Origin of the sequence: Achromobacter marplatensis, from assembly GCF_002209535.1 — a bacterium.
Classification (GTDB): domain Bacteria; phylum Pseudomonadota; class Gammaproteobacteria; order Burkholderiales; family Burkholderiaceae_B; genus Achromobacter; species Achromobacter marplatensis.
In genome coordinates this window covers 320092-344362 of the sequence record NZ_NJIG01000006.1, presented here as the reverse complement: position 1 = coordinate 344362, position 24271 = coordinate 320092, and the positions used below count along the sequence as shown (strand labels likewise).

The 24271-nt window shown below is 67.8% G+C and carries 31 protein-coding genes; 21 read left to right on the top strand and 10 right to left on the bottom strand.

The window, feature by feature from the left end; all coding sequences use genetic code 11:
- Positions 1–56: 56 nt before the first annotated feature.
- From CEY09_RS16815 to CEY09_RS16790, 6 genes are all read left to right on the top strand, one after another.
- Positions 57–1025, top strand: coding sequence for a LysR substrate-binding domain-containing protein (locus CEY09_RS16815; protein ID WP_006222584.1), 969 nt, complete (start codon positions 57–59; stop codon positions 1023–1025).
- 109 nt (positions 1026–1134) lie between these two features.
- Complete coding sequence (locus tag CEY09_RS16810) at positions 1135–1683, top strand: hypothetical protein (RefSeq protein WP_088589514.1); 549 nt, start codon at positions 1135–1137, stop codon at positions 1681–1683.
- Positions 1683–2174 (top strand): hypothetical protein, encoded by a 492-nt coding sequence (locus CEY09_RS16805; RefSeq protein WP_006222582.1) that lies wholly within the window; start codon positions 1683–1685, stop codon positions 2172–2174. The genes CEY09_RS16810 and CEY09_RS16805 overlap by 1 nt, the downstream gene beginning before the upstream one ends.
- 102 nt (positions 2175–2276) lie before the next feature.
- Positions 2277–2615, top strand: a complete 339-nt coding sequence (locus CEY09_RS16800) for an EF-hand domain-containing protein (RefSeq protein WP_167390095.1) — start codon at positions 2277–2279, stop codon at positions 2613–2615.
- 21 nt (positions 2616–2636) lie between these two features.
- Positions 2637–3440 carry an AraC family ligand binding domain-containing protein gene (locus tag CEY09_RS16795; RefSeq protein ID WP_088589512.1) on the top strand — a complete coding sequence of 268 codons (804 nt, stop codon included), beginning with the start codon at positions 2637–2639 and terminating at the stop codon, positions 3438–3440.
- Between the two features lie 96 nt (positions 3441–3536).
- Positions 3537–4442, top strand: a complete 906-nt coding sequence (locus CEY09_RS16790) for a DMT family transporter (RefSeq protein ID WP_088589630.1) — start codon at positions 3537–3539, stop codon at positions 4440–4442.
- On the opposite strand, the gene CEY09_RS16785 is transcribed toward CEY09_RS16790, so the two are convergent.
- Entirely contained in the window at positions 4439–4915 is a 477-nt protein-coding gene (locus CEY09_RS16785; protein ID WP_006222578.1) for a MarR family winged helix-turn-helix transcriptional regulator, read from the bottom strand. The genes CEY09_RS16790 and CEY09_RS16785 overlap by 4 nt on opposite strands.
- Before the next feature lie 133 nt (positions 4916–5048).
- On the opposite strand from CEY09_RS16785, the gene CEY09_RS16780 reads away from it, so the two are divergent.
- Complete coding sequence (locus tag CEY09_RS16780) at positions 5049–6452, top strand: MATE family efflux transporter (RefSeq protein WP_167390094.1); 1404 nt, start codon at positions 5049–5051, stop codon at positions 6450–6452.
- Here CEY09_RS16780 and CEY09_RS16775 read toward each other — a convergent pair.
- Positions 6373–7338, bottom strand: a complete 966-nt coding sequence (locus CEY09_RS16775) for a LysR substrate-binding domain-containing protein (RefSeq protein WP_088589511.1) — start codon at positions 7336–7338, stop codon at positions 6373–6375. The two genes, CEY09_RS16780 and CEY09_RS16775, sit on opposite strands and share 80 nt — an antisense overlap.
- Before the next feature lie 136 nt (positions 7339–7474).
- Between CEY09_RS16775 and CEY09_RS16770 the strand changes: the two genes are divergently transcribed.
- Together CEY09_RS16770 and CEY09_RS16765 are read left to right on the top strand one after the other, a co-directional pair.
- Complete coding sequence (locus CEY09_RS16770; RefSeq protein WP_088589510.1) at positions 7475–7891, top strand: SEL1-like repeat protein; 417 nt, start codon at positions 7475–7477, stop codon at positions 7889–7891.
- Positions 7888–8658: a sulfite exporter TauE/SafE family protein gene (locus tag CEY09_RS16765; RefSeq protein WP_088589509.1), complete on the top strand. Its 771-nt coding sequence runs from the start codon at positions 7888–7890 to the stop codon at positions 8656–8658. Before CEY09_RS16770 ends, CEY09_RS16765 begins: the two co-directional genes overlap by 4 nt.
- A gap of 24 nt (positions 8659–8682) precedes the next feature.
- On the opposite strand, the gene CEY09_RS16760 is transcribed toward CEY09_RS16765, so the two are convergent.
- The 3 genes from CEY09_RS16760 to CEY09_RS16755 all read right to left on the bottom strand — a co-directional run bounded on the left by CEY09_RS16760 (position 8683) and on the right by CEY09_RS16755 (position 10896).
- A complete protein-coding gene (locus CEY09_RS16760; RefSeq protein WP_006222571.1) occupies positions 8683–9507 on the bottom strand; it encodes an SDR family oxidoreductase in 825 nt (274 codons plus the stop codon).
- A gap of 205 nt (positions 9508–9712) precedes the next feature.
- Complete coding sequence (locus CEY09_RS32310; RefSeq protein WP_167390092.1) at positions 9713–9862, bottom strand: hypothetical protein; 150 nt, start codon at positions 9860–9862, stop codon at positions 9713–9715.
- A gap of 146 nt (positions 9863–10008) precedes the next feature.
- Complete coding sequence (locus CEY09_RS16755; protein ID WP_088589508.1) at positions 10009–10896, bottom strand: LysR family transcriptional regulator; 888 nt, start codon at positions 10894–10896, stop codon at positions 10009–10011.
- Positions 10897–11010: 114 nt separating this feature from the next.
- On the opposite strand from CEY09_RS16755, the gene CEY09_RS16750 reads away from it, so the two are divergent.
- Both CEY09_RS16750 and CEY09_RS16745 read left to right on the top strand, forming a co-directional pair.
- Positions 11011–11907 carry an alpha/beta fold hydrolase gene (locus CEY09_RS16750; RefSeq protein ID WP_088589507.1) on the top strand — a complete coding sequence of 299 codons (897 nt, stop codon included), beginning with the start codon at positions 11011–11013 and terminating at the stop codon, positions 11905–11907.
- 158 nt (positions 11908–12065) lie between these two features.
- Positions 12066–12398, top strand: coding sequence for a hypothetical protein (locus CEY09_RS16745; RefSeq protein WP_006222567.1), 333 nt, complete (start codon positions 12066–12068; stop codon positions 12396–12398).
- Positions 12399–12511: 113 nt separating this feature from the next.
- On the opposite strand, the gene CEY09_RS16740 is transcribed toward CEY09_RS16745, so the two are convergent.
- Together CEY09_RS16740 and CEY09_RS16735 are read right to left on the bottom strand one after the other, a co-directional pair.
- The gene (locus tag CEY09_RS16740) at positions 12512–13054 is read right to left on the bottom strand and encodes a GNAT family N-acetyltransferase (protein WP_088589506.1); all 543 of its coding nucleotides are present in this window, start codon (positions 13052–13054) and stop codon (positions 12512–12514) included.
- Between the two features lie 7 nt (positions 13055–13061).
- Positions 13062–13631: a helix-turn-helix domain-containing protein gene (locus CEY09_RS16735; RefSeq protein WP_088589505.1), complete on the bottom strand. Its 570-nt coding sequence runs from the start codon at positions 13629–13631 to the stop codon at positions 13062–13064.
- Positions 13632–13729: 98 nt separating this feature from the next.
- Here CEY09_RS16735 and CEY09_RS16730 point away from each other — a divergent pair, with 98 nt between their 5' ends.
- The 8 genes from CEY09_RS16730 (at position 13730) to CEY09_RS16695 (ending at position 20347) form a co-directional block, all read left to right on the top strand.
- Positions 13730–15250: a phospholipase D family protein gene (locus tag CEY09_RS16730; RefSeq protein WP_088589504.1), complete on the top strand. Its 1521-nt coding sequence runs from the start codon at positions 13730–13732 to the stop codon at positions 15248–15250.
- An 83-nt stretch (positions 15251–15333) separates the two neighbouring features.
- Positions 15334–16044, top strand: a complete 711-nt coding sequence (locus CEY09_RS16725) for a 2OG-Fe(II) oxygenase (RefSeq protein ID WP_088589503.1) — start codon at positions 15334–15336, stop codon at positions 16042–16044.
- A gap of 2 nt (positions 16045–16046) precedes the next feature.
- Complete coding sequence (alkB, locus tag CEY09_RS16720; RefSeq protein ID WP_088589502.1) at positions 16047–16724, top strand: DNA oxidative demethylase AlkB; 678 nt, start codon at positions 16047–16049, stop codon at positions 16722–16724.
- A gap of 83 nt (positions 16725–16807) precedes the next feature.
- Positions 16808–17815, top strand: a complete 1008-nt coding sequence (locus CEY09_RS16715; RefSeq protein WP_088589501.1) for a formylglycine-generating enzyme family protein — start codon at positions 16808–16810, stop codon at positions 17813–17815.
- 54 nt (positions 17816–17869) lie between these two features.
- Complete coding sequence (locus CEY09_RS16710; protein ID WP_006222559.1) at positions 17870–18256, top strand: VOC family protein; 387 nt, start codon at positions 17870–17872, stop codon at positions 18254–18256.
- Positions 18257–18275: 19 nt separating this feature from the next.
- Positions 18276–19085 carry an AraC family transcriptional regulator gene (locus CEY09_RS16705; RefSeq protein ID WP_088589500.1) on the top strand — a complete coding sequence of 270 codons (810 nt, stop codon included), beginning with the start codon at positions 18276–18278 and terminating at the stop codon, positions 19083–19085.
- A gap of 105 nt (positions 19086–19190) precedes the next feature.
- A complete protein-coding gene (locus tag CEY09_RS16700) occupies positions 19191–19559 on the top strand; it encodes a cupin domain-containing protein (protein WP_088589499.1) in 369 nt (122 codons plus the stop codon).
- Positions 19560–19600: 41 nt separating this feature from the next.
- Positions 19601–20347 carry an SDR family oxidoreductase gene (locus CEY09_RS16695; RefSeq protein WP_167390091.1) on the top strand — a complete coding sequence of 249 codons (747 nt, stop codon included), beginning with the start codon at positions 19601–19603 and terminating at the stop codon, positions 20345–20347.
- A gap of 9 nt (positions 20348–20356) precedes the next feature.
- Here CEY09_RS16695 and CEY09_RS16690 read toward each other — a convergent pair whose 3' ends face one another.
- Positions 20357–20890 carry an MgtC/SapB family protein gene (locus CEY09_RS16690; protein ID WP_006222555.1) on the bottom strand — a complete coding sequence of 178 codons (534 nt, stop codon included), beginning with the start codon at positions 20888–20890 and terminating at the stop codon, positions 20357–20359.
- Positions 20891–21039: 149 nt separating this feature from the next.
- Between CEY09_RS16690 and CEY09_RS16685 the strand changes: the two genes are divergently transcribed.
- On the top strand, positions 21040–21822 hold the full coding sequence (locus tag CEY09_RS16685; RefSeq protein ID WP_088589497.1) for an SDR family oxidoreductase: 783 nt from the start codon (positions 21040–21042) through the stop codon (positions 21820–21822).
- Positions 21823–21846: 24 nt separating this feature from the next.
- On the opposite strand, the gene CEY09_RS16680 is transcribed toward CEY09_RS16685, so the two are convergent.
- Positions 21847–22539 (bottom strand): HAD family hydrolase, encoded by a 693-nt coding sequence (locus CEY09_RS16680; RefSeq protein WP_006222553.1) that lies wholly within the window; start codon positions 22537–22539, stop codon positions 21847–21849.
- 153 nt (positions 22540–22692) lie between these two features.
- Between CEY09_RS16680 and CEY09_RS16675 the strand changes: the two genes are divergently transcribed.
- Positions 22693–23322, top strand: coding sequence for a 2OG-Fe(II) oxygenase (locus CEY09_RS16675; protein WP_088589628.1), 630 nt, complete (start codon positions 22693–22695; stop codon positions 23320–23322).
- Here the strand turns inward: CEY09_RS16675 and CEY09_RS16670 are convergent.
- Positions 23261–24271 carry an alpha/beta hydrolase gene (locus CEY09_RS16670; RefSeq protein ID WP_234818330.1) on the bottom strand — a complete coding sequence of 337 codons (1011 nt, stop codon included), beginning with the start codon at positions 24269–24271 and terminating at the stop codon, positions 23261–23263. The two genes, CEY09_RS16675 and CEY09_RS16670, sit on opposite strands and share 62 nt — an antisense overlap.

Sequence of the window (24271 nt, the reverse complement as noted above, 5' to 3'; positions counted from 1 at the left end):
TAAGACGATCATTCGGATTTAATATTGTCCCATTACCTTTACCTTATGGTCTGTCTATGACAGCCTTTGACCCGGATGCCGTCATCCGGAAACTGACCTCGCGGCTGAAGATGCGCCATCTGATGCTGCTGCTGCAGATCGAGCAGCACGGGTCGCTAACCCGGGTGGCCGAACACATGGCCACCAGCCAGCCGGCGGTGACGAACGCCCTGGCCGAACTGGAAAGCATGTTCGACGTGCCGCTCTTTGACCGGTCGGTTCGGGGCATGACGCCCACCGCGCTGGGCGCCGTGGTGCTGACGCGCGCCCGGGGGCTGGTCCATGACCTGGGCCATCTGGTGCAGGAAATGGAGGCTGTGGCGGCCGGGCACGCCGCCCACCTGCAGATCGGGGTCATCCCGTTCGTGTCGGGGCAGATGTTGTCGGCCGCCATCAGCCGCACCTTGCCGCAAGGCCGCCGGATCACCGCCACCATCCACGAAGGCCAGGGCCCCGCCCTGCTGCGCCAACTGCGCGACCACACCCTGGACATCGTAGTGGGTTGGGCCACGCCGTCCGTGGACCTGAGCAATATCGATTTTGAAGTGCTGTACCACCAGCAACCGCGCCTGATCGCCAGCCGCCGCCTGGCCGCAAGGCTGGGCCGGTCGCGGCTGGAGTGGAACCGGCTGGCCGACCTGGACTGGATCCTGGGCACCCCCGGCAGCCCCATCCGGGAACAGGTGGCCGACATTTTCCTGCGCGCCGGCCTGCCGCCGCCGCCGCCGTCGGTGCAAAGCGATTCCTCCAAGCTGATCGGGGAAATGATCGTGGCAAGCGACCGCGCCGTATCCATCCTGCCCGCCGACATCGCGGACGAACTGGTGCGCATCGCTGGCGCGGCCATCGTGCCCTACTCCTTCGACTGGACGCTGCCGCCGATCTCGCTGTTCACGCGGGCGGATGGATTGCGCCGCAACGTGGACGCCTTGTTCGCCTCCGCGTTGCGCGAGGTCTATACCAAAGGCGCGCGGCCCGGCGCCTGAACCTTGCCGCGCGTGCGTCGGAATGCCAAGAAATGTAAAGGCCGCGCCCGCGCCGTGGCCGCGCCTCCTATACTTGCGGCGCCAAGCAACACGCAGGAGGGCACGCCGTTTGTTCACCATCTCGCCACCCCACGCGAGCCGCCGCGCGCTTGCCCTGATTGCCCTTGCGGCGCTGGCCATGTTGTCCGGCTGCAGCTCGCTGCTTAGCGAAGGCACCGGCGCCGCGGCCGGTATCGCCGGCACCGCCATCGCCAACAAAGTCACCGACAACGCCACCGTCGCCACCGGCATCGGCCTGGGCGTGCAGGCCGGCGCCAAGGCCGCGCTGGCCTATGCCCAGCGCAAGACCCGGGGCGAAGAACAAGACGCCATTGCCACCGCTGCCGGACCGCTCGACGTGGGCTCCGTGGCGCCGTGGCGCGTGAAGCACCAGCTGCCCATCGAAAGCGACGCCCAAGGGCAGGTCGCCGTCAGCCGCGCCTTCGGTGGCGCGGGCCTGGAATGCAAAGAAGTGGTCTTCTCGATCGATACGCCCGCCAGCAAGGCCGGCGACGAACCGCTGCGCGAATTCTTCGTCACGACGGTCTGCCGCGACGGCGCGCATTGGCGCTGGGCGAATGCCGAACCGGCCACCGCGCGCTGGGGATCGTTGCAGTGATGCGCCGCGCATGCCTGCTGGCGCTGGCGGCGGCCCTGGGCCTGAGCGGCTGCCAAAGCTCCTCCATCGGCGGGGCGACGGGCGCCGTGGTCGGTACCGTCAGCGGCGCGGCCACGGCAAATCCGGTGGCCGGTTACGCCATCGGCGTCACGGTGCAGGCCGCGGTCGACGCCACCGTGAAATACGTGCTGCGCGAATGGAAGAACGACCAGCAGAACGTCATGGCCAACGCGGCAGGCGAATTGCCCATCGGCCAGGTGCGGCAATGGCAGATCCGCCACGCGTTGCCCGTCGGCAACGAACGCGGCGGCATCCAGGTGGTACGCGATATCGATACCCCCCTGGCGCGCTGCCGCGAGGTGCTGTTCACCGTGGAGCAGGACGACGCGCCCGCCCCCGCCTACACCAGCACGATCTGCCGGCAACCCGGCGGGCAATGGAAGTGGGCGGCGGCCGAGCCCTCGGTGGCGCGCTGGAACGGGCTGCAATAGGCCTACGGGGAAAAGGCAGCCAGGCATTCCGTTGCAGCGCGTTGAGGGGTTTTCGGCTACGCTGCAATCATCACGGCCTTGGCCGGCAAGGGAATGAAAGACATGAAGAAGATGCTTACCTTGAGCGCCGCACTCACGGCGCTGGCTCTCGCGGCGCCCTTCGCCGCGGCACAGTCTTCCCAGGGCAATATCCGCCTGTCGCCCGCGCAGATGCAGCGTTTGGATACCGACAAGAACGGCGTCGTCAGCCAAAGCGAATATCAGGCCTTCATGGAAGAATCGTTCGCCAAGCTGGACACCAATGGCGACGGTTACCTGAGCAAGAGCGAGTTGCCGAAGGATCTGACCGCGGAACACTTCGCCGCCATGGACACCAACAAGGACGGCAAAATCAGCCGCGCCGAGTTCATCCAGCAGGTCATGAAGGAATACAAGGGCTAAGCCCTTGCGATCGGCCCGCTGATGCAGCCAGGCCAATTCATCATGCCGCGCAGCGCGCTCCCCGGCGTGCAGGCCGTGGCTGCGTGCAGCGGGCACGCCTTTTCGCGCCACACGCATGACCAGTTCGGCATCGGCGTGATCCGCGCGGGCGCGCAGGTCTCGCATAGCGGACGCGGCCGGGTAGAGGCCGGCCCCGGCCACGTCATTACCGTCAATCCGGGCGAAGTCCATGACGGCGCCCCCATCGGCGACGGCATGCGCGCCTGGCAGATGCTGTATCTGGACCCTGGCGTGATTGCGCGCAACGCGGCCGAGCTGGTCGCTGACGGACACCGCTACGAATTCGAACATCCCGCGCAGGACAAGCCAGGCCTGGCGCGCGACGTGCTGGCGCTTTATGCCCACGTCACGGACAAGGCGCCCGACGCGTTGGCGTGCGACACCCTGCTATTGCGCATCGTGGCCGCCGCGCACAGCCCCTATGCGCCGCAGGCGCCCTCCCGCGCGATCCCTGCCGCGATACGCCACGCCCGCGCCCTGATCGACGACGACCCTGCCGCCGCGCTGTCGCTGGCCGACCTGGCAGCGGTCAGCGGCCTGAGCCGCTACCAAGTGCTGCGCGCCTTTGCAGGCGCCACGGGTTTGACGCCCCACGCCTATCAGATGCAACGCCGCCTGCTGCTCGCGCGCCGGCTGATCCGCGAAGGCAAACCGCTGGCGGACGCGGCCGCGGCGGGCGGCTTTGCCGACCAGAGCCACATGACCCGCCTCTTCGTCCGCACCTACGGCGTATCGCCCCGGCGGTACGCGCTGGCGGCGCGCTGACCCGCCTCCCTTCCTTTCCCGCCCTGCAATTTCGTTCAAGACCGGCGGCCCACCCGCGCCCTACGCTGCGCCTTTCTTCATACGCAGTAAATGGACATGAGCGGAAAGATGCAGGGGTATTGCTACCTGGCGGCGGCCATGGTGCTGGTAGGCAGCACGGTCGTGGCCAGCAAGATCATCGGAACCGGGCTGCCGCCCTTCACCGCGACGGCGCTGCGGTTCGCCATCGCGCTTCCTTGCTTTGCACTACTGATGGCCGCGACCGGCGCGCGCCTGCCGCGCCTGGGGCGGCGCGACTGGGCTTTGTTGGCGGCGCAGGCCATCGCCGGCAGCGTGGGCTACACCACGTTATTGATCGCCGGGCTGCAGCGCACGTCCGCGGTGGACGGCGGCGTCATTCTGGGGACCCTGCCGCTCGTCACCGCGGCCATTGCAATCGTGCTGTTGGGCGAACGCCCGGGCAAGGCCATGCTGGCCGCCATCGCCGCCGCGGGCTTCGGCGTCTGGCTGATGACGCGCCATGGCGCTGACGCCAGCGGCGCGCCCTCGTGGATCGGCAATGCGCTGATCCTGGGCGCGGTCCTGTGCGAAGGGCTGTTCATCCTGCTCAACAAGCGGCTGCGCGTGCCCGTGCCGCCGCTTGCGCTATCCACCGTCATGACGGGCTTCGGGCTGGCCTTTTCTGCGCTGGCGAGCGTGGCCGAATCGCCCTGGCAGATCAGCGTGTCCGGCGATGCGTTGGTGGCGGTCGCTTATTACGCGGTGGTGCCCACCGTGGGCGGCTTCCTGCTCTGGTATGCCGGCGCCGCGCGCGTCGATGGGTCCGAAGCTGCGCTCTTCACCGCGTTGGCCCCGGCATCAGCCGTCGCACTGGCGGCTGGCCTGCTGGGCGAATCCCTGACGGGTGCGCAGATTGCGGGGATGGCTTGCGTGCTGGGCGCCGTGGCGCTCTTGGGATGGACAGGCCTCAGGCGGTCCTTGGCCACGCCCACGGGCCGTTAACCGCGACTGAACGCCAGCGCGAATTCGTCGGAAAAGATATCGGCCAGCGCATGCCGCAAGGCGGCCGCGCGTTCTGCGCCATAGGCAGCTTCGAACCGGTTCTGCGCGTCTTTCCACAGGCGTTTGGATTCCGCCAGCTTGGCGCGGCCCGCGTCCGTCAGCGCCACGCGGCGGCTGCGGCCATCGCGTTCGTCGCGCGCCATCTGCACGTAGCCGTCCCGTTCCAGTGGTTTCAGGTTGTGCGCCAGCGCGGAACGGTCCAACACCATGGCGCGCGCCAAGTCAGTCATCGACGGCGTGCCGGCGCGCGCGATATGGATCAGGATGGAATGCTGCGAGACTTTCAGGCCGCAGGGCGCCAGCACCGTGTCATACAACTGCGACACGCGCCGGGTCGCTTTGCGCAGCGCGGCGCCGTTGCAAACCAGGGGATCCGGAACGATGGCGGGGACGGAAGAATCGGCGGCGGACATGGCGGCGGGGACGGCAAGTTGGGAAGGGCAAGGCCATTACGCTACTGCCGGGCCAGGCTCGCGTCCAGCCCAATCTTGACAGGTATTGGCATATGCACGTAAATTTTACCGCATCCTGTTCCGGCCAACCTCCATGTCAGCGACACCTCCGCCACGCCCCGCCAATGCGCGCTTGCAGGCCATGCTTGAGGCGCCCATCGCCCCCACGCTGGCACGCCTGGCCTGGCCCAATATCCTGATGATGTCGGCGCAGTCGGCCACCGGCCTGATCGAGACCTGGTTCCTGGCGCGGCTGGGCACCTCGGTGCTGGCGGGCGTGGCGCTGGTGGTGCCCGTGCTGTTCCTGATGGGCAATATGTCCCAGGGCGCGATGGGCGGCGGCATCTCCGCCGCCGTGGCGCGCGCGTTGGGCGGGGGCCGCCAGCAAGAGGCCGATCAGTTGGTATTGCATGCCGTCGTGCTGAATGCGCTGCTGGGGCTGCTCTTCTGCGTGCTGCTGCTGGCCTTCGGACCGCAGCTGTATCGCGCGCTGGGCGCCGAAGGCGAAGCGCTGGAGGCCGCCCTGGCCTACTCCAACGTCATCTTCGGCGGCATCGTCCTGATGTGGCTGATGAACGCCTTCGCCAGCGTCATCCGGGGCACCGGCAACATGCTGGTGCCGGGCGCCGTGATCTGCGGCGGCGCCTTGCTGCTGATCCCCTTGTCGCCGTGCCTGATCTTCGGATGGGGGCCGTTCCCCGCGCTGGGCGTGGCAGGCGGCGGCTGGGCGCTCGTTATCTATTACGGCGTGGGCGCGCTGATCCTGGGCGCCTATTGCGCCAGCGGGCGCAACCCTGCGCGGCTGGTCGCCAGCCGGCTGCATCTGAACCTGATGCGCAGCATCCTCAGCGTGGGCGCGCTGGCCACGCTGAACCCCTTGCTGACCAACGCGCTGGTGGCGCTGACGGCGGCGCTGGTCGGCGCGTATGCCGGCACCGCCGCCGTGGCCGGCTACGGCATCGCCGTGCGGCTGGAGTATCTGCTGATTCCGATCGCCTTCGGGCTGGGCGCCCCCATGGTCGCGATGGTGGCGTCCAACATCGGCGCGGGGCAGCCTGAACGCGCCATGCGGATCGCCCTGACCGGCGGCGCGATGGCCTTCGTGCTGGCCGAAGGCATCGGACTGGCCGCGGCATGCTTTCCCGAGGCCTGGCTGCGCCTCTTCGGCGCCGAAGACCACATGCTGCAGGCCGGCTCGGACTATTTGCGCATGGTCGGTCCGGTCTACGGGTTCTTTGCCCTGGGGTTCTCGATGTACTTCGCCTCGCAAGGCGCGGGCCGGCTGAAGTGGCCGCTGATCGCCGGCTGCCTGCGCCTGCTGGTGGCTGTGGGCGCGGGTGGTGTCGTCCTGCACCTGACCGGTTCACTGACCCTGTTTTTCCTGACGGCCGCCGTGGCGATGTGCCTGTACGGCCTGATCATCCTGAGCGCGGTCGCGTCGGGGTCCTGGTTCGACCGGGGCCATCTGCGCAGACCTCAGCCGCTGGCGCGTCCGTAGTGCGGGGCGCGTCGCGCAGCGCGTACGCGACCAGTTCGGCGGCGTAGGCCGGCAAGGCGTCGCGCACGCACAGCACCAGGTCGCGCGTGGCCCAGTCATCGGCCAGCGCAACGCGCGCGACGCCCGCGGCGCGGCCGTAGCGCACCGCGGCCACGCGCGGCACGATGGCGATGCCCACGCCCTGCCCCACCATCCGGCATACCGCGTCGAAGCTGCGCAAGCGCACGCGGTACGACAGCGCTTTTCCGCCGCGCCGCGCATGGTGCGCGATGTGCTCCTGCAAGGCGCTGCCTTCCACCAGGCCCACGAACTCCTCGTCCGCCACCTCGGCCAGCATGACGGCCGGACGGCCGGCCAGCGCATGGCCGCGCGGCACGATCAGCGTCAGCGGATCATGGCGGAAGGTAAGCGTATGCAGGCCATGCAGGTCCGTCGAATCCGCCAGCACGCCGATATCGCAGGTGCCCGCGCGCAGCGCATCGGCGATCTCGTGGCTGAGCCTTTCCTCCAGGTCCACCGATACGCGGGGATGGTCCTTCAGGAAATCGCCCAGCACGGACGGCAGGTATTCGCTAAGCGCCGTGGTGTTGCACAGCACACGCACGTGCCCCTTCAGCCCATGACCATAGTGGTCAAGCTCGCCGCGCATGCGATCCATCTGGGCCAGGACCACGCGCGCATGATGCGCTAGCGTCCGGCCCGCCGGCGTGGGTTCCACGCCGCGATGTTCGCGCAGCAGCAAGGGCACCCCCAAGGTGTCTTCCATGCCGCGGATGCGTTCGCTGGCGGAAGCCAGCGTCATGTGCGAACGCTTGGCGCCCGCCGTGATGGAGCCGGTTTCCTGCACGTTCAGGAAAAGCCGAAGGTCGGTCAGGTCGAATCGCATCCGGCCAGCGTAGCACGCGTGCCTCAGGCCAGACCATAGGCAGGGTATGCCACTTCCCGATACCGGCTCGAGGGATTGGCGGCGCAGAATAAGGCATGCCCCCCGGGCTCCCCTGACAACTCTCCGGAATCCGATCATGAAACCCCTGAATCCATGTGCCCGCCGTGCGCAATGGCCAAAGCTGGCACTGCTGTGCCTGGTCTTGCAAACCTCAGGCAGCGCCATAGCCCAGCCTGGCCTTAGCGACTACACCACGCCCGCGCAGAAATACGCCTTGGCGCTGGAAGCCCAGACCGAAGGCGACGTGCCTGCCATGCTGGCATGGCTGCGTGCCGCCGCGCACGACGGCCACGCCCCCGCGCAACGGCTGCTGGGCGTGGCGTTGATCGGGGGACCCGCCTTGTATGGCCCGGCCATGCCTACCGATCTGTGCGAAGCCCGGCAATGGTTGTTGCGCGCGGCGCGCCAGGAGGGCCCGGGCGCCGGGGATGTGGCCTACGCGCTCTTCAGCCGGCCCCGGCCCGCCCAGCTTTCCCAATGCGAGCGCCTGTGAACCCGCTGGACCTGTTCCCCGGCGGCACGCCGGCGCTGCTTGCCGTGACGGTCGCCGTGTTCGTCCTGGCCGGCGTCGTCAAAGGCGTGGTGGGCCTGGGCCTGCCCACCATTTCCATGGCGATGCTGGCCCTGGTCATGGCGCCGGCGCAAGCCGCCGCGTTGTTGATCGTGCCCTCGCTCATCACCAATCTTTGGCAGGCGCGGCCCTGGCCCACGCTCTTTTTGACGCTGCGGCGGATCGGCGCCCTGCAAGTGGGCGTCTGCGTCGGCACGATCGCAGGCGCACTGTGGCTGGGCGCGCCCAGCGGTCATTGGGCGAGCGTCTGCCTGGGCTTGGCGCTGATCGCCTATGCGGCCTGGGGCCTGTTCGGCTCGCCGCCCAGCGTGCCGCGCAGGCACGAACAGATGTTGGGCGCGGTGGTCGGCGTCGTCACCGGCGTGATCACCGCGGCGACAGGCGTGTTCGTGATCCCGGCCGTGCCCTACCTGCAAGCGCTGAATCTGGGCAAGGATGGCCTGATCCAGGCCATGGGCATTTCATTTACGGTGTCGACGGTGGCCCTGGCGGCAGGCCTTGCGTTAAACGGCGGCTACAGTTCCGGCACGGCCGGGGCATCCGTGCTGATGCTGCTGCCCGCGCTGATCGGCATGGCGCTGGGCCAATGGCTGCGCAACCGCCTTTCCGCGCGCACGTTCAAGCTGTGCTTCATGATCAGCCTGGCGTTGCTGGGCGCGTACCAGGTCGTGCAAGGCTGGACCGCCTGAGCGCGGTCCAGCCCCCTTGGCAGGTCACGCCGCCAGACGCCGCTCGTCGACAAAACCGATCGACACCGACATCTCGCGCCAGCGCGCCAGTTCCTGCTGCACCGACTGGATCTTGCCGCGCGCCTGGTCGAAGGCATCCCGGCCCAGGAACAGATGCAGCGGCGCGTACTGCGCCTGCGCCGCGCTGATCAAGGCCTGGGCCGCCTTGACGGGATCGCCGCCCAGCTCTTGCCGCAAGGGATCGCGCGCCGCCATTTCGGGCGCATCACCGCGATCCGGGTGGGATCCCGCGCGCATTGCGCCCGGGTACACCAGCGACACACGCACGCCCCATGCCGACGCCTCGGCCGCCAACGCCTCGGTCAAACCACTGACCGCGAACTTGGCGGCGCTGTAGGCGCCCCATTGCGCGTAACCGCCGTCAAAGCCCAGGATCGACGAGATATTGAACACGTGCCCGCTGCGCTGCGTGCGCATGCGCGGCAGCACCGCGCGGATGACGTTCAGCATGCCGAACACGTTGATATCGAACGTGCCGCGCAAGGCATCGTCGGACAGGCTGTCCAACGATCCCTGCAACGCGTCGCCCGCGTTGTTCACCACCACATCCACGCCGCCGAACGCGGCCATCGTGGCGTCCACCGCACGGCGCACGTTGCGCTCATCGGCCAGATCCACCGACAAGGGCAGGAACTGCCCTTCCAGCTTGGCCCCTACGGCTTCCAGCAATGCATCGCCATCCCGGGCCGTCGCCGCCACCTTGTGACCCCGGTCCAGCAGCATCTTCACCAGAACCAGGCCCAGGCCCGTCGACGCACCCGTCACCAACCAGATTTTTTCGGTATTCATGCGATTCCCATCCCTTGCTAGCCTGCATGCTTGCAGCCGCCGGCAAGAGGCCGGGCGGCCAGGCCGGGTAAAGCATTCATGACTGATGCTTCGGCCCTGAGCCTGGTAGGGATATTAAGAATCGGGCGTGCTGGCGTACAGGCTCGTTCTTGCATGAAACCTGCCTATTTCTACGCTGATGCTTTTTGCGCGGCGATGCGCGCGGTCAGCCCAGCGCGCTGCGGTAATGCTCGCTATCGAAGGCAGGCGCGGTGTCCTGCGCCACGGTGGCGGGCGCCGCCGCCGGTTCGTCTGCCGTCTGCACGCCGAACAACGAGAGTTCCGCGTTGACCAATGCCAGTAAGAAATTCGCCATGATGACTCCTTGAGTGAAGCGTCCCGGCCGGCGGACTGCGCGCCGGCCTCGGTAAGGACATGTGCGTCATGGTGCGGGCCATGGCGCGTGGCGTCCATTTGCTTTACTCAATGGCGGCGATAAAGGCCGGCGATGCGTCGAGGCGCTCAGCGCCCGAAGCGGCGCCGCTGCCCCGTCTGCCGGACTGCCGCCACCAGCGCCTGCACCGCGGGTTCGGCCGAACGCAGATACGCGTAGAAGCGCGTCATCGGCAGGTCGGGCATGCCGTCATCGCGCGACAGGGCGCGCAAGCCCTCGCGCAACTGGCTGCGCGCAACTGGAGCCACGGCAAATCCCGCCAACGCGGCGGCCAGACAACCCGCCATGCTGCCGCTTTCGAATGCCGGCACCCAGCCCTGCTTCGTCTGCCCCAAGGCCGTGATGGCCGCTTCGCGATACACGCAAGGCTCGGGAAACACGGCCAACGGCACCTGGCGCCCAGGCTTCCACGGCTTGTCTTCCCCCCAGGCCCACACCAGGTCTTCTTCCCACAAGAGCTCGCCATCGTCCTGCACGCGCGCGCACTGCTTGCCGAACACCACATCCAGCTTGCCTCGCGCCTGCTGGCGCAGCAGGTCGGCGGTAACGCCTACCTTCAGTTCGATCGAAGCCTCCGGATGGCCGCGGTGAAACGCCTGCAGCACTTCGGCCAGCCACGCGCCCGCGAAATCCTCCGACGATCCGATGCGCAAGCGGCCCTTCAGGCGCGTGCCGCTCAAGCGGGCGCGCGCCTCGCGCTCCAGATCGACGATGTTGCGCGCGTAGGCGTACAGCGTCTCGCCCGCCGGCGTCACTTCAAAGCTACGCGTCGTGCGGTCCAGCAAGGTGGCGCCCGCCAGCACCTCCAGGCGCTTGATGTGGCCGCTGATGGCCGAGGGCGTCAGGGACAGCGCATCGGCGGCCAACGCGAAGCCGCCGCTGTCCACCACCTCCAGGAACGTGCGCAAGAGCGTCAGGTCCAGCACCACGCCGGCGGACTCGTTAGGAATATCCATCGCCTGCCATCCTTATATTCATGATTTATTGATAATAAGCGCTTATTCATCAAGAATCATGACAAGACCTGCCGCTATCGTGACAGCACCGTCACCGAAAGAAGGAACCTCATCATGTCCGCCTACGCTCAGATCCAGACCCCTTTGCTGGATATCGCCTATCTGGAATGGAACCCTGCCGGATCCCGCACCGCCGTGCTGCTGCACGGCTGGCCCGACAGCCCCGAAAGCTGGAACACCGTCGCCGGACGCCTGGCGGCGGATGGCTACCGCGTGCTGTGCCCGGCCCTGCGCGGTTTCGGGCCGACCCGCTTTCGCGCTGCCGCCACGCCGCGCAGCGGCGAACTGGCCGCCTTGGGGCGCGACCTGCTGGACTTCATCGATGCGCTGGGTATCGACCGCCCGCTGCTGGTGGGCCACGACTGGGGCGCGCGTGCCGCCGCCAACGCCTGCGGCCTTCGGCCGGGTGTCGCGCGGCAGCTGGTACTGCTGTCGGTGGGCTATGGCACCAACGACCCGAACCAGGTGTTGTCGCTGAGCCAGGCACGCAATTACTGGTACCACTGGTTCATGGCGACGCCGCGGGGCGCCGAGGCCGTTCGCGGCAACCGCCGCGAGTTCACCCGCACCATGTGGGACACGTGGTCGCCCGGCGCCTGGTACACGCCCGAGGATTTCGACCAGGCCGCGCGCGCCTTCGACAATCCCGACTGGGCCGACGTGGTGCTGCATTCCTACCGCCACCGCTGGGGCTATGCCGAAGGCGACGCCGCCTACCGGGCCGACACGGCGTTGCTCACGCCTGCCCCCGTGCTGACCGTACCCACGCTGGTGCTGCATGGCGGCGCCGACGCCTGCAACCAGCCGGCCACGTCGGAAGGCAAGGAGGCGTTCTTTCAGGGCGGCTATGCACGTCGCGTCCTGGACGGCGTGGGGCATTTTCCCCAGCGCGAAGCCCCGCAAGCTGTCGCCGACGCCATCCTGGCGTTCTGCGCCAAAACCGGCGCCTGACGCCCGCCCGCACGCCTGGCGCGGCGCCCCATTCCGCCCCGCGCGGGCCGCCGGCTGGGCAGCCTGCCCCGGAATGGCGGATAATCCGTCTGTTTCCCGCCGCCGCGCGCGGCGGATTTTCGTGGGCGCCCAGCGCCCGACAGCATTCGGAGTCAGCTATGTATCGCGGCATTCAGGCGATTGAACAATTCATGGAATCCATCGGCCTGACCTGGCGCCCCGGCTCGACGGAAAGCGCCGAACTGCGCGTCAGCTACCGCATCGGCAACACCCGCCCCCTGGGCATCGACCGCACACTGGTGGAATTCCACTGCGACGCGCGGCGCGCCAAAGTCTGGGTGCCCGAGTTTTCCCGCACCAGCTTCCACCAATGGTTCGAAGTGCCGCTGCAGGACTTCGAGTTCACCCCCGGCGGCTCGATGCTGAAGATCAAGGCCGCCGCACGCGGCAATGCGCCCCCTTACAGCGTGGGCATCAAGCCGCTGGCTTGAATGGGCGCTGATTGAATAAGAAAGCCACCCTCGCGGGTGGCTTTTTTGTTGCCCCTTCGGGGGCTGCTTTTGTGGCCGGATGGGTGGCCTATTCCGTTGTCCGTCGGCCTTATCTACACCCGTTTGTACATGATCGTCGTCGCATCCAGCTTGCTCGCATCATGTGGGTCGCGGCTGAAATGCGGGATCTGCCCCACCGTCACATAGCCCAGCGACGCATAAAGGGGCTCGGCGCTGTCGCCGGTGCGTGTATCCAGCGTGATCAAGCTGCGGCCGATGCGCACCGCATGGGCTTCGGCCTCGCGCATCAAGTGGCCGGCGATGCCCTGCCGGCGGAAATCGGGGTGCACCAGAAGCTTGCGCACCTCGGCGCGGTGGGGCTGGTTGGGCGGCGTATCGCTATCCAATTGCACCGAGCCGGCGATGCGACCATCCTGACGCGCCACCCACAGCGCCAGCTTGCCGCCGGCCAGCGCCGGCAGGATCTTGTTGCGCCAGAACGCTTGCGCGTCTTCCGGGGAATACGGCAGGACGAAACTGACGCTGGCGCCGCCTTGCACGCAGGCGTGCAGCAGTTCGCCCAGCGCGGGCAGATTGGCAGCGGCGTCATCCGCCGTCAGCAGGGTCAATTCAAGGGTGGCGGGGTCGTGGGACATGGCGGTTTCAGACGATGAAGAGCAGGTAGCGGGCGCCGCTATGCGGCGGTGTGATGAACTGGCTGGCGCCGAACAGTTGATAGCGCAGGCAGTCGCCCGGCGCCAGGATGTGGGTCTGGCCGTCGACGGTGATATGCAGTTCGCCTTCCAGCATCAGCAGGTGGTGCTCCAGCCCCGGCCGCGGCGATTGCTCGTAGCCGATGCGGGCGCCTGCCGCCAGCTCGCAGGCCAGCACTTCGCCCGCCAACTGCTGCGCCGGCGGAGACACGGAACGCCGCGTGAAGCCCGCACTGTCGTCGACCCACACGGCCTGCGCGTGCTCGGGCACCAAGGGCGCGAAATCGTCTTCCACCATCACCATCAGCCGCGACATGGTCAAGCCGTGGGCCGCGCACAGCTTGCCCAGCACGCTGGCCGTGGGGCTGACCTCGGCGTTTTCCAGCCGCGAGAGCGTGGCGCGGCTAACGCCAGCCATCCCCGCCAATTCGTCCAACGACCACCCGCGCGCCAAGCGCAAGGCTTTCAGGCGCTGGGCGATGCGGCGGTCCAGATCGGCATCAATCGTTGTGTTTTCCATATTAGGGAATTTATTCCAAATATGGAAAATTATCAAGACCCGGTGCCTGCCACTTTTTTCGGCACAATACGGGCATGCTTTTGGCCAAACCCTTTCTTATGACCGCCCTCTGCCTTTCGTTTCTAAGCGGATGCAGCCTGCCCCCGCTCGACAAGCGCAGCGAGTCCCAGGCGCTGACGCCCGAACAATCCGCCGCCACGCCCTTGGGCCGCGGCATCGCGCCGCTGGCGGCAGCGCACCCCGGCAAGTCGGGCATCCACCCGCTGTCCAACGCCTATGACGCTTTCGCCGCCCGCATGATGCTGGCGCGGGCGGCCGAGCGCAGCCTGGATGTGCAGTACTACATCTGGCACGACGACATGACGGGCACGATGCTGCTGGAAGCGCTGCACGCCGCTGCCGACCGGGGCGTGCGCGTGCGGCTGCTGCTGGACGACAACGGCACGTCGGGCCTGGACACGGTGCTGGCCGCGATGGACGAACACCCCAATATCGAAGTCCGCCTGTACAACCCCTTTGTGCTGCGCTGGCCCAAGCCCTTGGGCTACGTCACGGACTTCAGCCGCCTGAACCGGCGCATGCACAACAAGTCCTTCACCGCGGACAACCAGGCCACCATCATCGGCGGGCGCAACGTTGGCGACGAATACTTCGGCGCCGCCAACGGCGTGCTGTTCACCGACCTGGACGTGCTGGCGATCGGCGCGGCGGTCAATGACGTGTCGATGGATTTCGACCGGTACTGGGCCAGCGAATCCGCCTACCCCGTGGACCGGCTGCTGAAGAAGGCCGAGCCGGGCGCGCTGCAAGCGCTGGAGGAACGGGCCAGCAAGGTGGAAGGGTCGCCCGAAGCCGCCGCCTATGCCGACGCCATGAAGCAGTTGCCCTTCATCCGGCAATTGCTGCAAGGCGAGCTGCGCCTGGAATGGGCGAACACCCGCATGGTCAGCGACGATCCGCGCAAGACGCTGGGCACCGCGCCGCCCGAGGCGATGCTGCCGCACCAGTTGCATGAAATCATCGGCGCGCCCGCGACCGATCTGGAACTGGTGTCGCCCTATTTCGTGCCCACGGCCGCGGGCACGGAAGCCTTCGCGAAGATGGCGAAAAGTGGGGTCAAGGTGCAGGTGCTGACCAATGCGCTGGAAGCGACCGACGTCGCAGTCGTGCATTCGGGCTACGCCAAGCGCCGCAAGGACCTGCTGGCAGCCGGCGTGGAATTGTTCGAGATGAAGCGCATGGCGGGCGAGGTCGAGCGCAACAAGAGCATGGGGCCCTTCGGCAGCTCGGGTTCCAGCCTGCACGCCAAGACCTTCGCGGTGGACGGGCAGCGCATCTTCGTCGGGTCGTTCAACTTCGACCCGCGTTCGGCCACCCTGAATACGGAACTGGGCTTTGTGATCGACAGCCCGACGCTGGCGGGCCGCATTGCCGATGCCTTCAAGAACGAGTTGCCCAAGGTGGCCTACCGCGTCTGCCTGGACGATAAAGGGGACTTGTATTGGCTGGAGCAGCGCAACGGGGAAACGATCCGCCATGACACCGAGCCGGGCACGACGGTGTGGAAGCGGTTTTCCGTCTGGTTCGTGTCGCTGCTGCCGCTGGAGCCGCTGCTGTGACCCCGGCGCAACAAGCGGAGTTCGCCTAGCGGCGGGCAGGCGTAGACTGGTTTTTTCTGCTTCGCCTTGCGTGCCCTCGCCCCATGGATATGCCGCCTGCCGCTCCCCTGCCCGACCTCGATTGGGCCCGGATCACCGAGTCGCTGGATGCGCATGGCAATGCCATCGCGCCCGGCCTGCTGACGCCCGCCCAGTGCGCGGCGCTGGCGGCCGGCTACGCCGCGCCGGACGGCTACCGCAGCCGTATCGTGATGGCGCGGCATGGCTTCGGCCGCGGTGAATACAAGTACTTTTCCTATCCGCTGCCGCCGTTGCTGCAGCAGCTGCGCACCGCCTTGTATCCGCAACTGGCGCCGATCGCGAACCGCTGGAACCGGCAGTTGGGCATCAATGTGCAGCATCCCGCCGACCACGCCGCCTTTCTGCAGCGCTGCCATGACGCCGGCCAACGCCGTCCCACGCCCCTGATCCTGGAGTACGGCCCCGGCGACTACAACTGTCTGCACCAGGACCTGTACGGCGAACACGTGTTCCCGCTGCAGGTGGCGGTGCTGCTGTCGCGCCCCGGCCAGGATTTCACGGGCGGCGAATTCGTGATGACGGAAACCAGCAGCCGCGAACAGTGCGCCGAGGTGCTGCCGCTGCAGCAGGGCGACGCGCTGATCTTCACCGTGAACCAGCGGCCCGTGCCCGGCGCGCGCGGTTGGCGCAAGACCGCCATGCGGCACGGCGTCAGCGCGCTGCGCAGCGGCCGGCGCCACACGCTGGGGCTGATCTTCCACGACGCGCAATGACCATGACGACATCGCTGGACCTGTTTGGCGACGACGACACCGCGCAAAGCGGGCGCGAGGCAATCGGGCCGCAATCCTTCGTGCTGCGCGGGTTTGCCTTGCCGTTTGCCGAAGCGCTGCTGCAAGGCGTGGACACCGTCGCCGCGCAGTCGCCCTTCCGGCGCATGCAGACGCCGGGGGGCTACACCATGTCGGTCGCGCTGACCAATTGCGGGCAGTGGGGCTGGACGACGGATGCGCATGGCTACCGCTATACGCGCATCGACCCGCTGTCCGGCCTGCCCTGGCCCGACCTGCCTTCGGCCTTCCTGGAACTGGCGCAGGCTGCGGCGGCCGGGGCCGGCTTTCCCGGTTTTGCGCCCGACGCCTGCCTGGTCAACCAGTACGAGCCGGGGTCGCGGCTGTCGCTGCATCAGGACAAGAACGAACGCGACTACGGCGCCCCCATCGTTTCCGTCTCGCTGGGCATGCCCGCCCTCTTCCTGTTCGGCGGCCACGAACGCTCGGACAAGACCGTGCGCGTGCCCCTGCTGCATGGCGACGTGGTCGTGTGGGGCGGCGTGGACCGGCTGCGCTATCACGGCGTAATGCCCATGAAAGACCTGCCGCATCCCAGACTGGGCAGCCGGCGGATCAACTTCACCTTGCGCAAGGCAGGGGAAAGCGCAGGGCCCGTATGAGGGTTCCCCGCGTCTGGCTGTCCGGACGCGGCCGCCCTACTATGTCGCACCCTTGGCCCTGCGCCCCGCGCCCGCGACCCTCCATGCGTATCCGTCCCTGCCTGTTGCTTGCCAGTTTGCTGCTGTCATCCCCGCTGCGCGCGGCCCCGTCCAGCGAGCCCCCTGCATTGATCGAGAATTCACTGGGCATGGTGTTCGTCGCCATCCCCGCCGGCACGTTCCACATGGGCAGCGACGAAACGCCCGAGGCGCTGGCGCGCGACTACCCGCAATATCCCAAGGACCGTTTCGCGCAGCTGTTCGACGAAGCGCCCGTGCATACCGTGCGCATCACCCGGCCGTTCTACCTGGAACGCACCGAGGTCACGGTCGGACAGTTTCGGCGCTTTATCGAAGCCTCCGGGTATGTGCCCGAATCCGAGGCCGACGGCACGGGAGGCTATGGCTACAACGCCGCCTACGATCCCGACAAGTCCGAACGCGGCGACGCCTTCGAAGGCCGCGACCGCCGCTATTCCTGGCGCACCCCGGGCTTCGCCCAGACCGACGATCACCCCGTCGTGAACATCAGCTGGAACGACGCCCAGGCGTTGGCCCGCTGGCTGACCCAGAAGGAAGGCCGCGTCTACCGGCTGCCCACCGAAGCCGAATGGGAATACGCCTGCCGCGCCGGCACGCGCACGCGCTACCAGAACGGCGACGACCCGGCCGGCATGCCCGATGCCGGCAACGGCTTTGACGCCGACGCCCAACCGCTGTGGCCGAAATGGCAGGCGTTCGCCTCGGCCCGCCACGACGGTTACACGTTCACCTCGCCGGTGGCCACCTACGCGCCCAACGCCTTCGGCCTGTACGACATGCACGGCAACGCCTGGGAATGGGTGGCGGACTGGTACGGCGAGGACTACTACGCGCACTCGCCCACGGATGATCCGCAAGGCCCCGACAGCGGCAATGTGCGCGTGCGCCGGGGCGGCTCGTGGCACACCTGGGCGCTCTATACCCGATCGTCCTACCGCAACTGGAACACCCAGGAAACGCGCTACCCGCTGGTGGGCCTGCGGCTGTTGCGCGAGGCCGACAGCCGGTAAAGGGCCGCGACGGGTTAGCATAGCCGCACGCTTAACCTCAAAGAGAGTCCTGACATGCATTCGCTGGGCCGTCTCGTCCTTCTTGTGAACGACTACGACACCGCCATTTCTTTCTACCAAGACAAGCTCGGCATGGAGGTGTTCGTCGATATGCCCGTGGGCCAGCAACGGTATGTGCACCTGCGCCTGCCGGAACAACCCGCGGTCGGCGTCTGGCTGCTGCAAGCCCTGACCCAGGCGCAACGCGACCGCGTGGGCGACCAGACCGGCGGCCAGCCGGTGGGCGTGTTCTACACCGACGACGTCGTGCGCGACCACAGCAAGTTCGCCGCGCGGGGCGTGCGCTTCACCAAAGAGCCCGTCCATGACGACACCACCGTCTACGCCCACTTCATCGACCTGTACGGCAACGAGTTCGTACTGGTGCAGGTGAAGAAGTAGACCCTGCCGCACGTCCGCCATGACGTTGGCCAAACCGAAGCAGGACTGGATACTGCGCGCCGCGCCCTCGGGCCACGTGGAGCGCATCGAAGCCTACTTCGGCGGTCATGGCTACGACATGCACCGCCACGACACGTACGCCATCGGGCGCACGCTGTCGGGCGTGCAAAGCTTCCACTACCGGCGCTCATGCCGGCACAGCCTGCCAGGCGGCACCATCGTGCTGCACCCTGACGAACCGCACGACGGGCAGGCAGGCACCGAAGCCGGTTTCCACTACCGCATGATCTACGTCGAACCCGCGCTGATCCAGCAGATCCTGGGCGGCCGGCCGCTGCCGTTCATCGCGGGCGGCCTCTCTGCCGACCCGCGGCTGCACGCCGCCAGCGAAGCGCTGCTGCAAAGCACCCGGGCGGCAATCGACCCTTTGCAGGAAGACGACGCGCTCTACGACCTGGCCCACGCGCTGTGCGCCGCCGCCGGCCGCCCTCAGGGACGCCGAACGGCCGACTACCCCGCCGCAGAGCGCGCCCGGCAGTTCATCCATGCCTCGCTCGGCCAGCCGATCACGCTGGACCAGTTGGCGCAGGCCGCGGGCAACGACCGATGGCGCCTGTCGCGCGATTTCCGCGCGCTGTTCGGCACCAGCCCCTATCGCTACGTGATGCTGCGCCGCCTGGATCTCGCCCGCCGGCTGATCGCCGCCGGCCAGCCGCTGGCGGACGCCGCGGCCGGCGCCGGCTTCACAGACCAGAGCCACCTGACGCATCGCCATGTGCAGACCTACGGCATGACGCCAGACCGCTGGCGGCGGATGCTGCACGGCTAGCCCCGCCGTGCCGGGCGGGGCACGGAAAACCTGCAAGAACGTACAAGACGACGCGCGCCCTGCCGCCCTATGCTGCAGGCGTCTTCCCCTTGTTCAGGCTCCGCCATGTCCCCCATATCCTCCATCAATATCGCCGGCAAGCTCACGCTGTTCTCCGAGCACTGGCAGCCCAAGGTCATCGCCCAGATGAACGACTACCAGTTCAAGGTGGTCAAGGTGCAGGGCGATTTCGTCTGGCACAGCCATGCGGACACCGACGAGACGTTCATCGTCGTCAGCGGCCGGCTGCGGATCGAACTGCGCGACGGCCACATCGACCTGGGCCCGGGCGACATGACGGTCATCCCCAAGGGCGTGGAGCACAAGCCCTGCGCGCAGGAAGAGACTCACCTGATGCTGGTGGAACCCTGTGGGGTCGTGAACACCGGCGACCAGGGCGGCGCGCGCAGCGCCCCGAACGACGTGTGGATCTGAGCCTGCGTTCTGCTAACGTGGCAGTCATGCAGGAGAAAACCATGTCCAAAGTCATGCTCGTTACCGGCGGCAGCCGGGGCATCGGCGCCGCCGTCGCCAAACTGGCCGCCCGCCGCGGCTATGCGGTTGGCGTCAACTACCGCACCCATGCGGACGCCGCCGACGCCGTCGTGGCCGAAATCCGGCGCGAAGGCGGCCAGGCGCTGGCCATCCAGGCCGACGTCTCGCAGGAAGACCAGGTGCTGCGCATGTTCCACACGCTGGACGAGCGGCTGGGCCGGCTGGATGCGCTGGTCAACAACGCCGGCATCCTGGAAAAGCAGATGCGCGTGGACGACATGGATGCCGACCGCCTGCTGCGCGTGCTGTCCACCAACGTCATCGGCGCCTTCCTGTGCGCCCGCGAGGCCGTGCGGCGGATGTCGACGCGCCACGGCGGCCAGGGCGGCGCCATCGTCAACGTGTCCTCGGCCGCCGCCCGCCTGGGTTCACCCAACGAATATGTGGACTACGCCGCGTCCAAGGGCGCGCTGGATACGCTGACGATCGGCCTGTCCAAGGAAGTGGCGCCCGAGGGCATCCGCGTGAATGGCGTACGGCCCGGCACCATCTACACCGAGATGCACGCCAGCGGTGGCGAGCCTGGCCGCGTGGACCGGTTGAAAAGCGTGATTCCGTTGCGCCGCGGCGGCTCGGTGGAAGAGGTGGCGGGCGCGGTGATGTGGCTGTTCTCGGACGAAGCCGGCTACACCAGCGGCTCTTTCATCGACGTCTCCGGCGGCAGCTGAACGCCGCTGTCAGGCATTCCCCCCGGACTTCGTGCCGGCGGTGATCAGGTTCTTTTCCTGCCGCGAGGAAATGCGCGCTTCGACGCGGCGCAGCACCGCCAGCACGAACAGCGCCATCAAGGTGCTGACCAGGGCCGTGGCCTCGCGGCCCATGCCGGCTGCCACGCCGATGGCGGCCGTCATCCAGATGCTGGCCGACGTGGTCAACCCATGGATCTCGCGTTCATCGCTCAGTTTGATGATCGCACCCGCGCCCAGGAAGCCAATACCTGCGATCACGCCTTGCAGCACGCGGCTGATGTCGCCGACCTGCATGCCGCCCTGCAACGGCACCAGCACGAAAATCGCCGCGCCCAGCGCCACCAGCATGTGCGTGCGCAGGCCCGCGGCCTTGCCGCTGCGTTCGCGTTCATAGCCCAGCAGGCCGCCCAATATCACGGCCATGCCCAACCGCAGCACGATGCGCGTGGCTTCGCCCACATCGGGAATATCCGCGAATTCACTCCGCACGGTGGTCCAGATTTCCAGCCAGATTTCCGACATCGCCGCATCCTTGTGGCACAGGTGGTTTTCAGCATAGCAGGCGCGCGCCCGGATGCGCCATGCCGCGTTCAAGCTGGCATGCGGCCGGCAAGTGGTTTACAACCTAAGCGTGCGCCGCACAGGCAGGCGCGAATCGACAGGAGCGCTTCATGGATTTGCAGCTGGCAGGAAAACGCGTGCTCATCACGGGTGCGTCCAAGGGCATCGGCCTGGCATGCGCCGTGGCCTTCGCACGCGAAGGCGCGGACCCGATCCTGGTGGCGCGCGACGACGCCGCGCTGCATCAGGCCACCGCCGCCATCCGCGAGCAGACCGGCCGCGCCGCGCAAGCCGTGGCCCTGGACCTGGCCTTGCCCGGCGCCGCGGAAAAGCTGGCCAAGGACACCGGTCCCATCGACGTGCTGGTGAACAATGCGGGCGCGGTGCCCGGTGGCGCGCTGGACCAGGTGCAGGACGAACGCTGGCGCGCCGGCTGGGATCTGAAGGTGCACGGCTATATCAATCTGGCCCGCCACTACTACCCCGCGATGCGCGAAGCGGGCGCCGGCGTCATCGCCAACATCATCGGCATGGCCGGGGCCGCGCCGCGTGCGGACTACATCTGTGGCGCCTCGGCCAATGCGTCGCTGATCGCGTTTACGCGCGCCCTGGGCGGTGAAGCCCCGCGCCATGGCGTGCGCGTGTTTGGCGTGAATCCGTCGCGCACGCGCACGGACCGCGTGCTGACGCTGGCGCGCCAACGCGCGCAGGCCCGCTGGGGCGATGACAGCCGGTGGCAGGAAACGCTGTCGGATCTGCCGTTCGGCCGCCTGATGGAGCCCGAGGAAGTGGCCGACATGATCGTGTTCGGCGCGTCGCCGCGCGCCGGCTACCTGAGCGGTACCGTAATCGACCTGGACGGCGGCGAGCAATACGCCAACCACGCGCGCTAAGCGCGCGTGGGCGACCGGCCGCGTTTAACGCGCGCCGGCCTGCCAGCCCGCCAGCAGCGCGGGCAGTTGCTTCATGTCGGTGAATACGTGGGCCACGCCCACGCCGCGCAGAGCCTCGGCCCCGCTGTGGCCGTTGGCGTCCGGGCTGTACCCGAACACCGTGGCGCCCGCCGCCACGCCAGCGGTCGCGCCCGTGACCGTGTCTTCCACGACCGCGCAACGCTTGGGGTCTACGCCCAGCGCCTGGGCGGCGGCCAGGTAGACATCGGGAAACGGTTTGCTGCGCGGCATTTCATGGCCGCTGAAAACGCGCCCGTCAAAGCACTCGGCAATGCCCACCTTGGCCAGTTGCAGCTCCACCTTGCGGCGGTCGGCGCCCGAGGCCACGGCGATGCGGCCGTCCAGGGTCTGGTGCAGCGCGCGCACGGCGTCCGGCGCGCCGGGGATCTCCAGCAGGTCGCGGTCCAACGCGGCATTGCGGCGCTGGCGGAACACATCGAACCATTCCGGGCCCAGCTTGACGCCGGTACGCGCCTCGATCAGCGGCAGTTCGTCCCTGACGGCTTTCCCGGTAAAGATGCGCATCGTCTCGTCATGCGTGATGTCCCAGCCCAGTTCGTTCAGCATCTGGGTCAGCACATGGCTGGTGATGGGTTCGGAATCAACCAACACGCCGTCGCAATCGAACAGGACGGCGTCAAACGGGAAATCAGTCATTACAGGCGGCATAGAATGGGTTCGTGAAGCCCACAAGCATACTTCAAGGCCCCTGAACGCTGCCCCACACGCCCCGGGTACGCAAGCAAGCACCGGAGTGACGAACGCCCCGCCCGCCCCTATCCTGTGGTGCTCCGAACGCCTTTTGCCGCCATGACGCCTGACCACACCCCGCTTGCCCACTACGATTGGGACCTGATTGCCCGCCAACTAGACGCCGAGGGCTGGGCGCTGCTGCCCGGTTTGTTCCAGAAGGATGCGGCGCGGCGGCTGGCGCGGCCCGGTGCAGAAGCCGCGGCGTTCGATTCACTGCGCGCCCACCTGTACCGGCAGTTGCTTCCTGTCGCGCGATCCTGGGCTGCCGCCTTGCAGCAGGACGCGGCATACCCTGACGATTTCTCCGCCTGGATGCAACGCAACCGCGATGCGGGACAGACCCGGCCGCTGACGGCGCTGCACTGCCTGCGCGCGGACGCGTATCAGCCGCTGATTCAGCATGCGGACGGCGCGCATGTCTTTCCCCTGCAACTCGTCGCCCTGCTGTCCCAACCCGGCACCGACTTTACCGGCGGCGAATTCGTCATGACCGAACAACGCCCGCGCATGCAGTCGCGTCCGATGGTGCTGCCCCTGGAGCTGGGCGACGCGGCCGTGATCGCGGTATCGCATCGCCCCGTCCAGGGTGTGCGCGACATTTACCGCGTCACGGCCCGGCAGGCCGTCAGCCGGGTGCGCTCAGGGGAACGCACCGGGCTGGAAGTGCTGCTGCACGACGGCCCGTAGCCGCGGGCGTATCGCCTGCCCCCAGCGCGGCCTGCATCGCCTGCCCCGCCAGGTCGAACAAGCGCCTGGCCGCCGGCGTGAGGCCCAGCATGTGGATACATGCGTGCACCATGCCCGGCAGACGATGGTCCTGCGCCGCCACGCCACCGTCGCGCAACCGCTGCGCATAGGCCTCGCCCTCATCCCGCAGGGGATCGTACTCGCTGACCAGCACGGTGGCGGGCGGCAGGCCCTTTACGGTTTGCACCCGCAGCGGCGACGCGTAGGGCGACGCCCCATCCGCCTCGTTGACCAGGTACGTGAACCAGCAGTAGCGCATGATCTCTTCGGTCAGGAAGAAGTTGCGCCCGTACGTCTGGTATGACTGCGTCGAAAAGGCATGATCCATCACGGGGTAGATCAGCAACTGATGCGCAATGGACGGCCCGCCGCGGTCCCGCGCCATGATCGCGGCGGCCGCCGCCAGGTTGCCGCCTGCGCTATCGCCGCAGATGGCAAGGCGCGACGCGTCGATGCCCAGCCGCACGGCATTCGCGCTGACCCATTGCAGTCCGGCATAGACGTCCTCGGCCGGCACCGGAAACTTGTTCTCGGGCGCCAGCCGGTAGTCCACCGAAAACACCTTGCACTGCGTCGCGTTGGCCAACGCGCGGCAAGGGTTGTCGTACAGATCCAGCGAACACTGGAACCAGCCTCCGCCATGTGCGAACACGATCGCGGGCAGCGCCTCGTGCTGCGCCAGCCCGGCCGGCGTGTAGGCGCGAATCCGTAACGGATGCCCGTCCTGGCAGCGCGCCTCGTGGTCGGACACGGCGTCCACGGCCTCCGTCCCGCCCTGCAGCGCCCGCAGCCCCGTTTCGGTCGCGGCGCGGATGTCTTCCAGCACCAGCGGTGCGGATGCGCTGGACAGGCGCGTCAGGAAGGCGTTGATACGAGGATCGAGGGACAC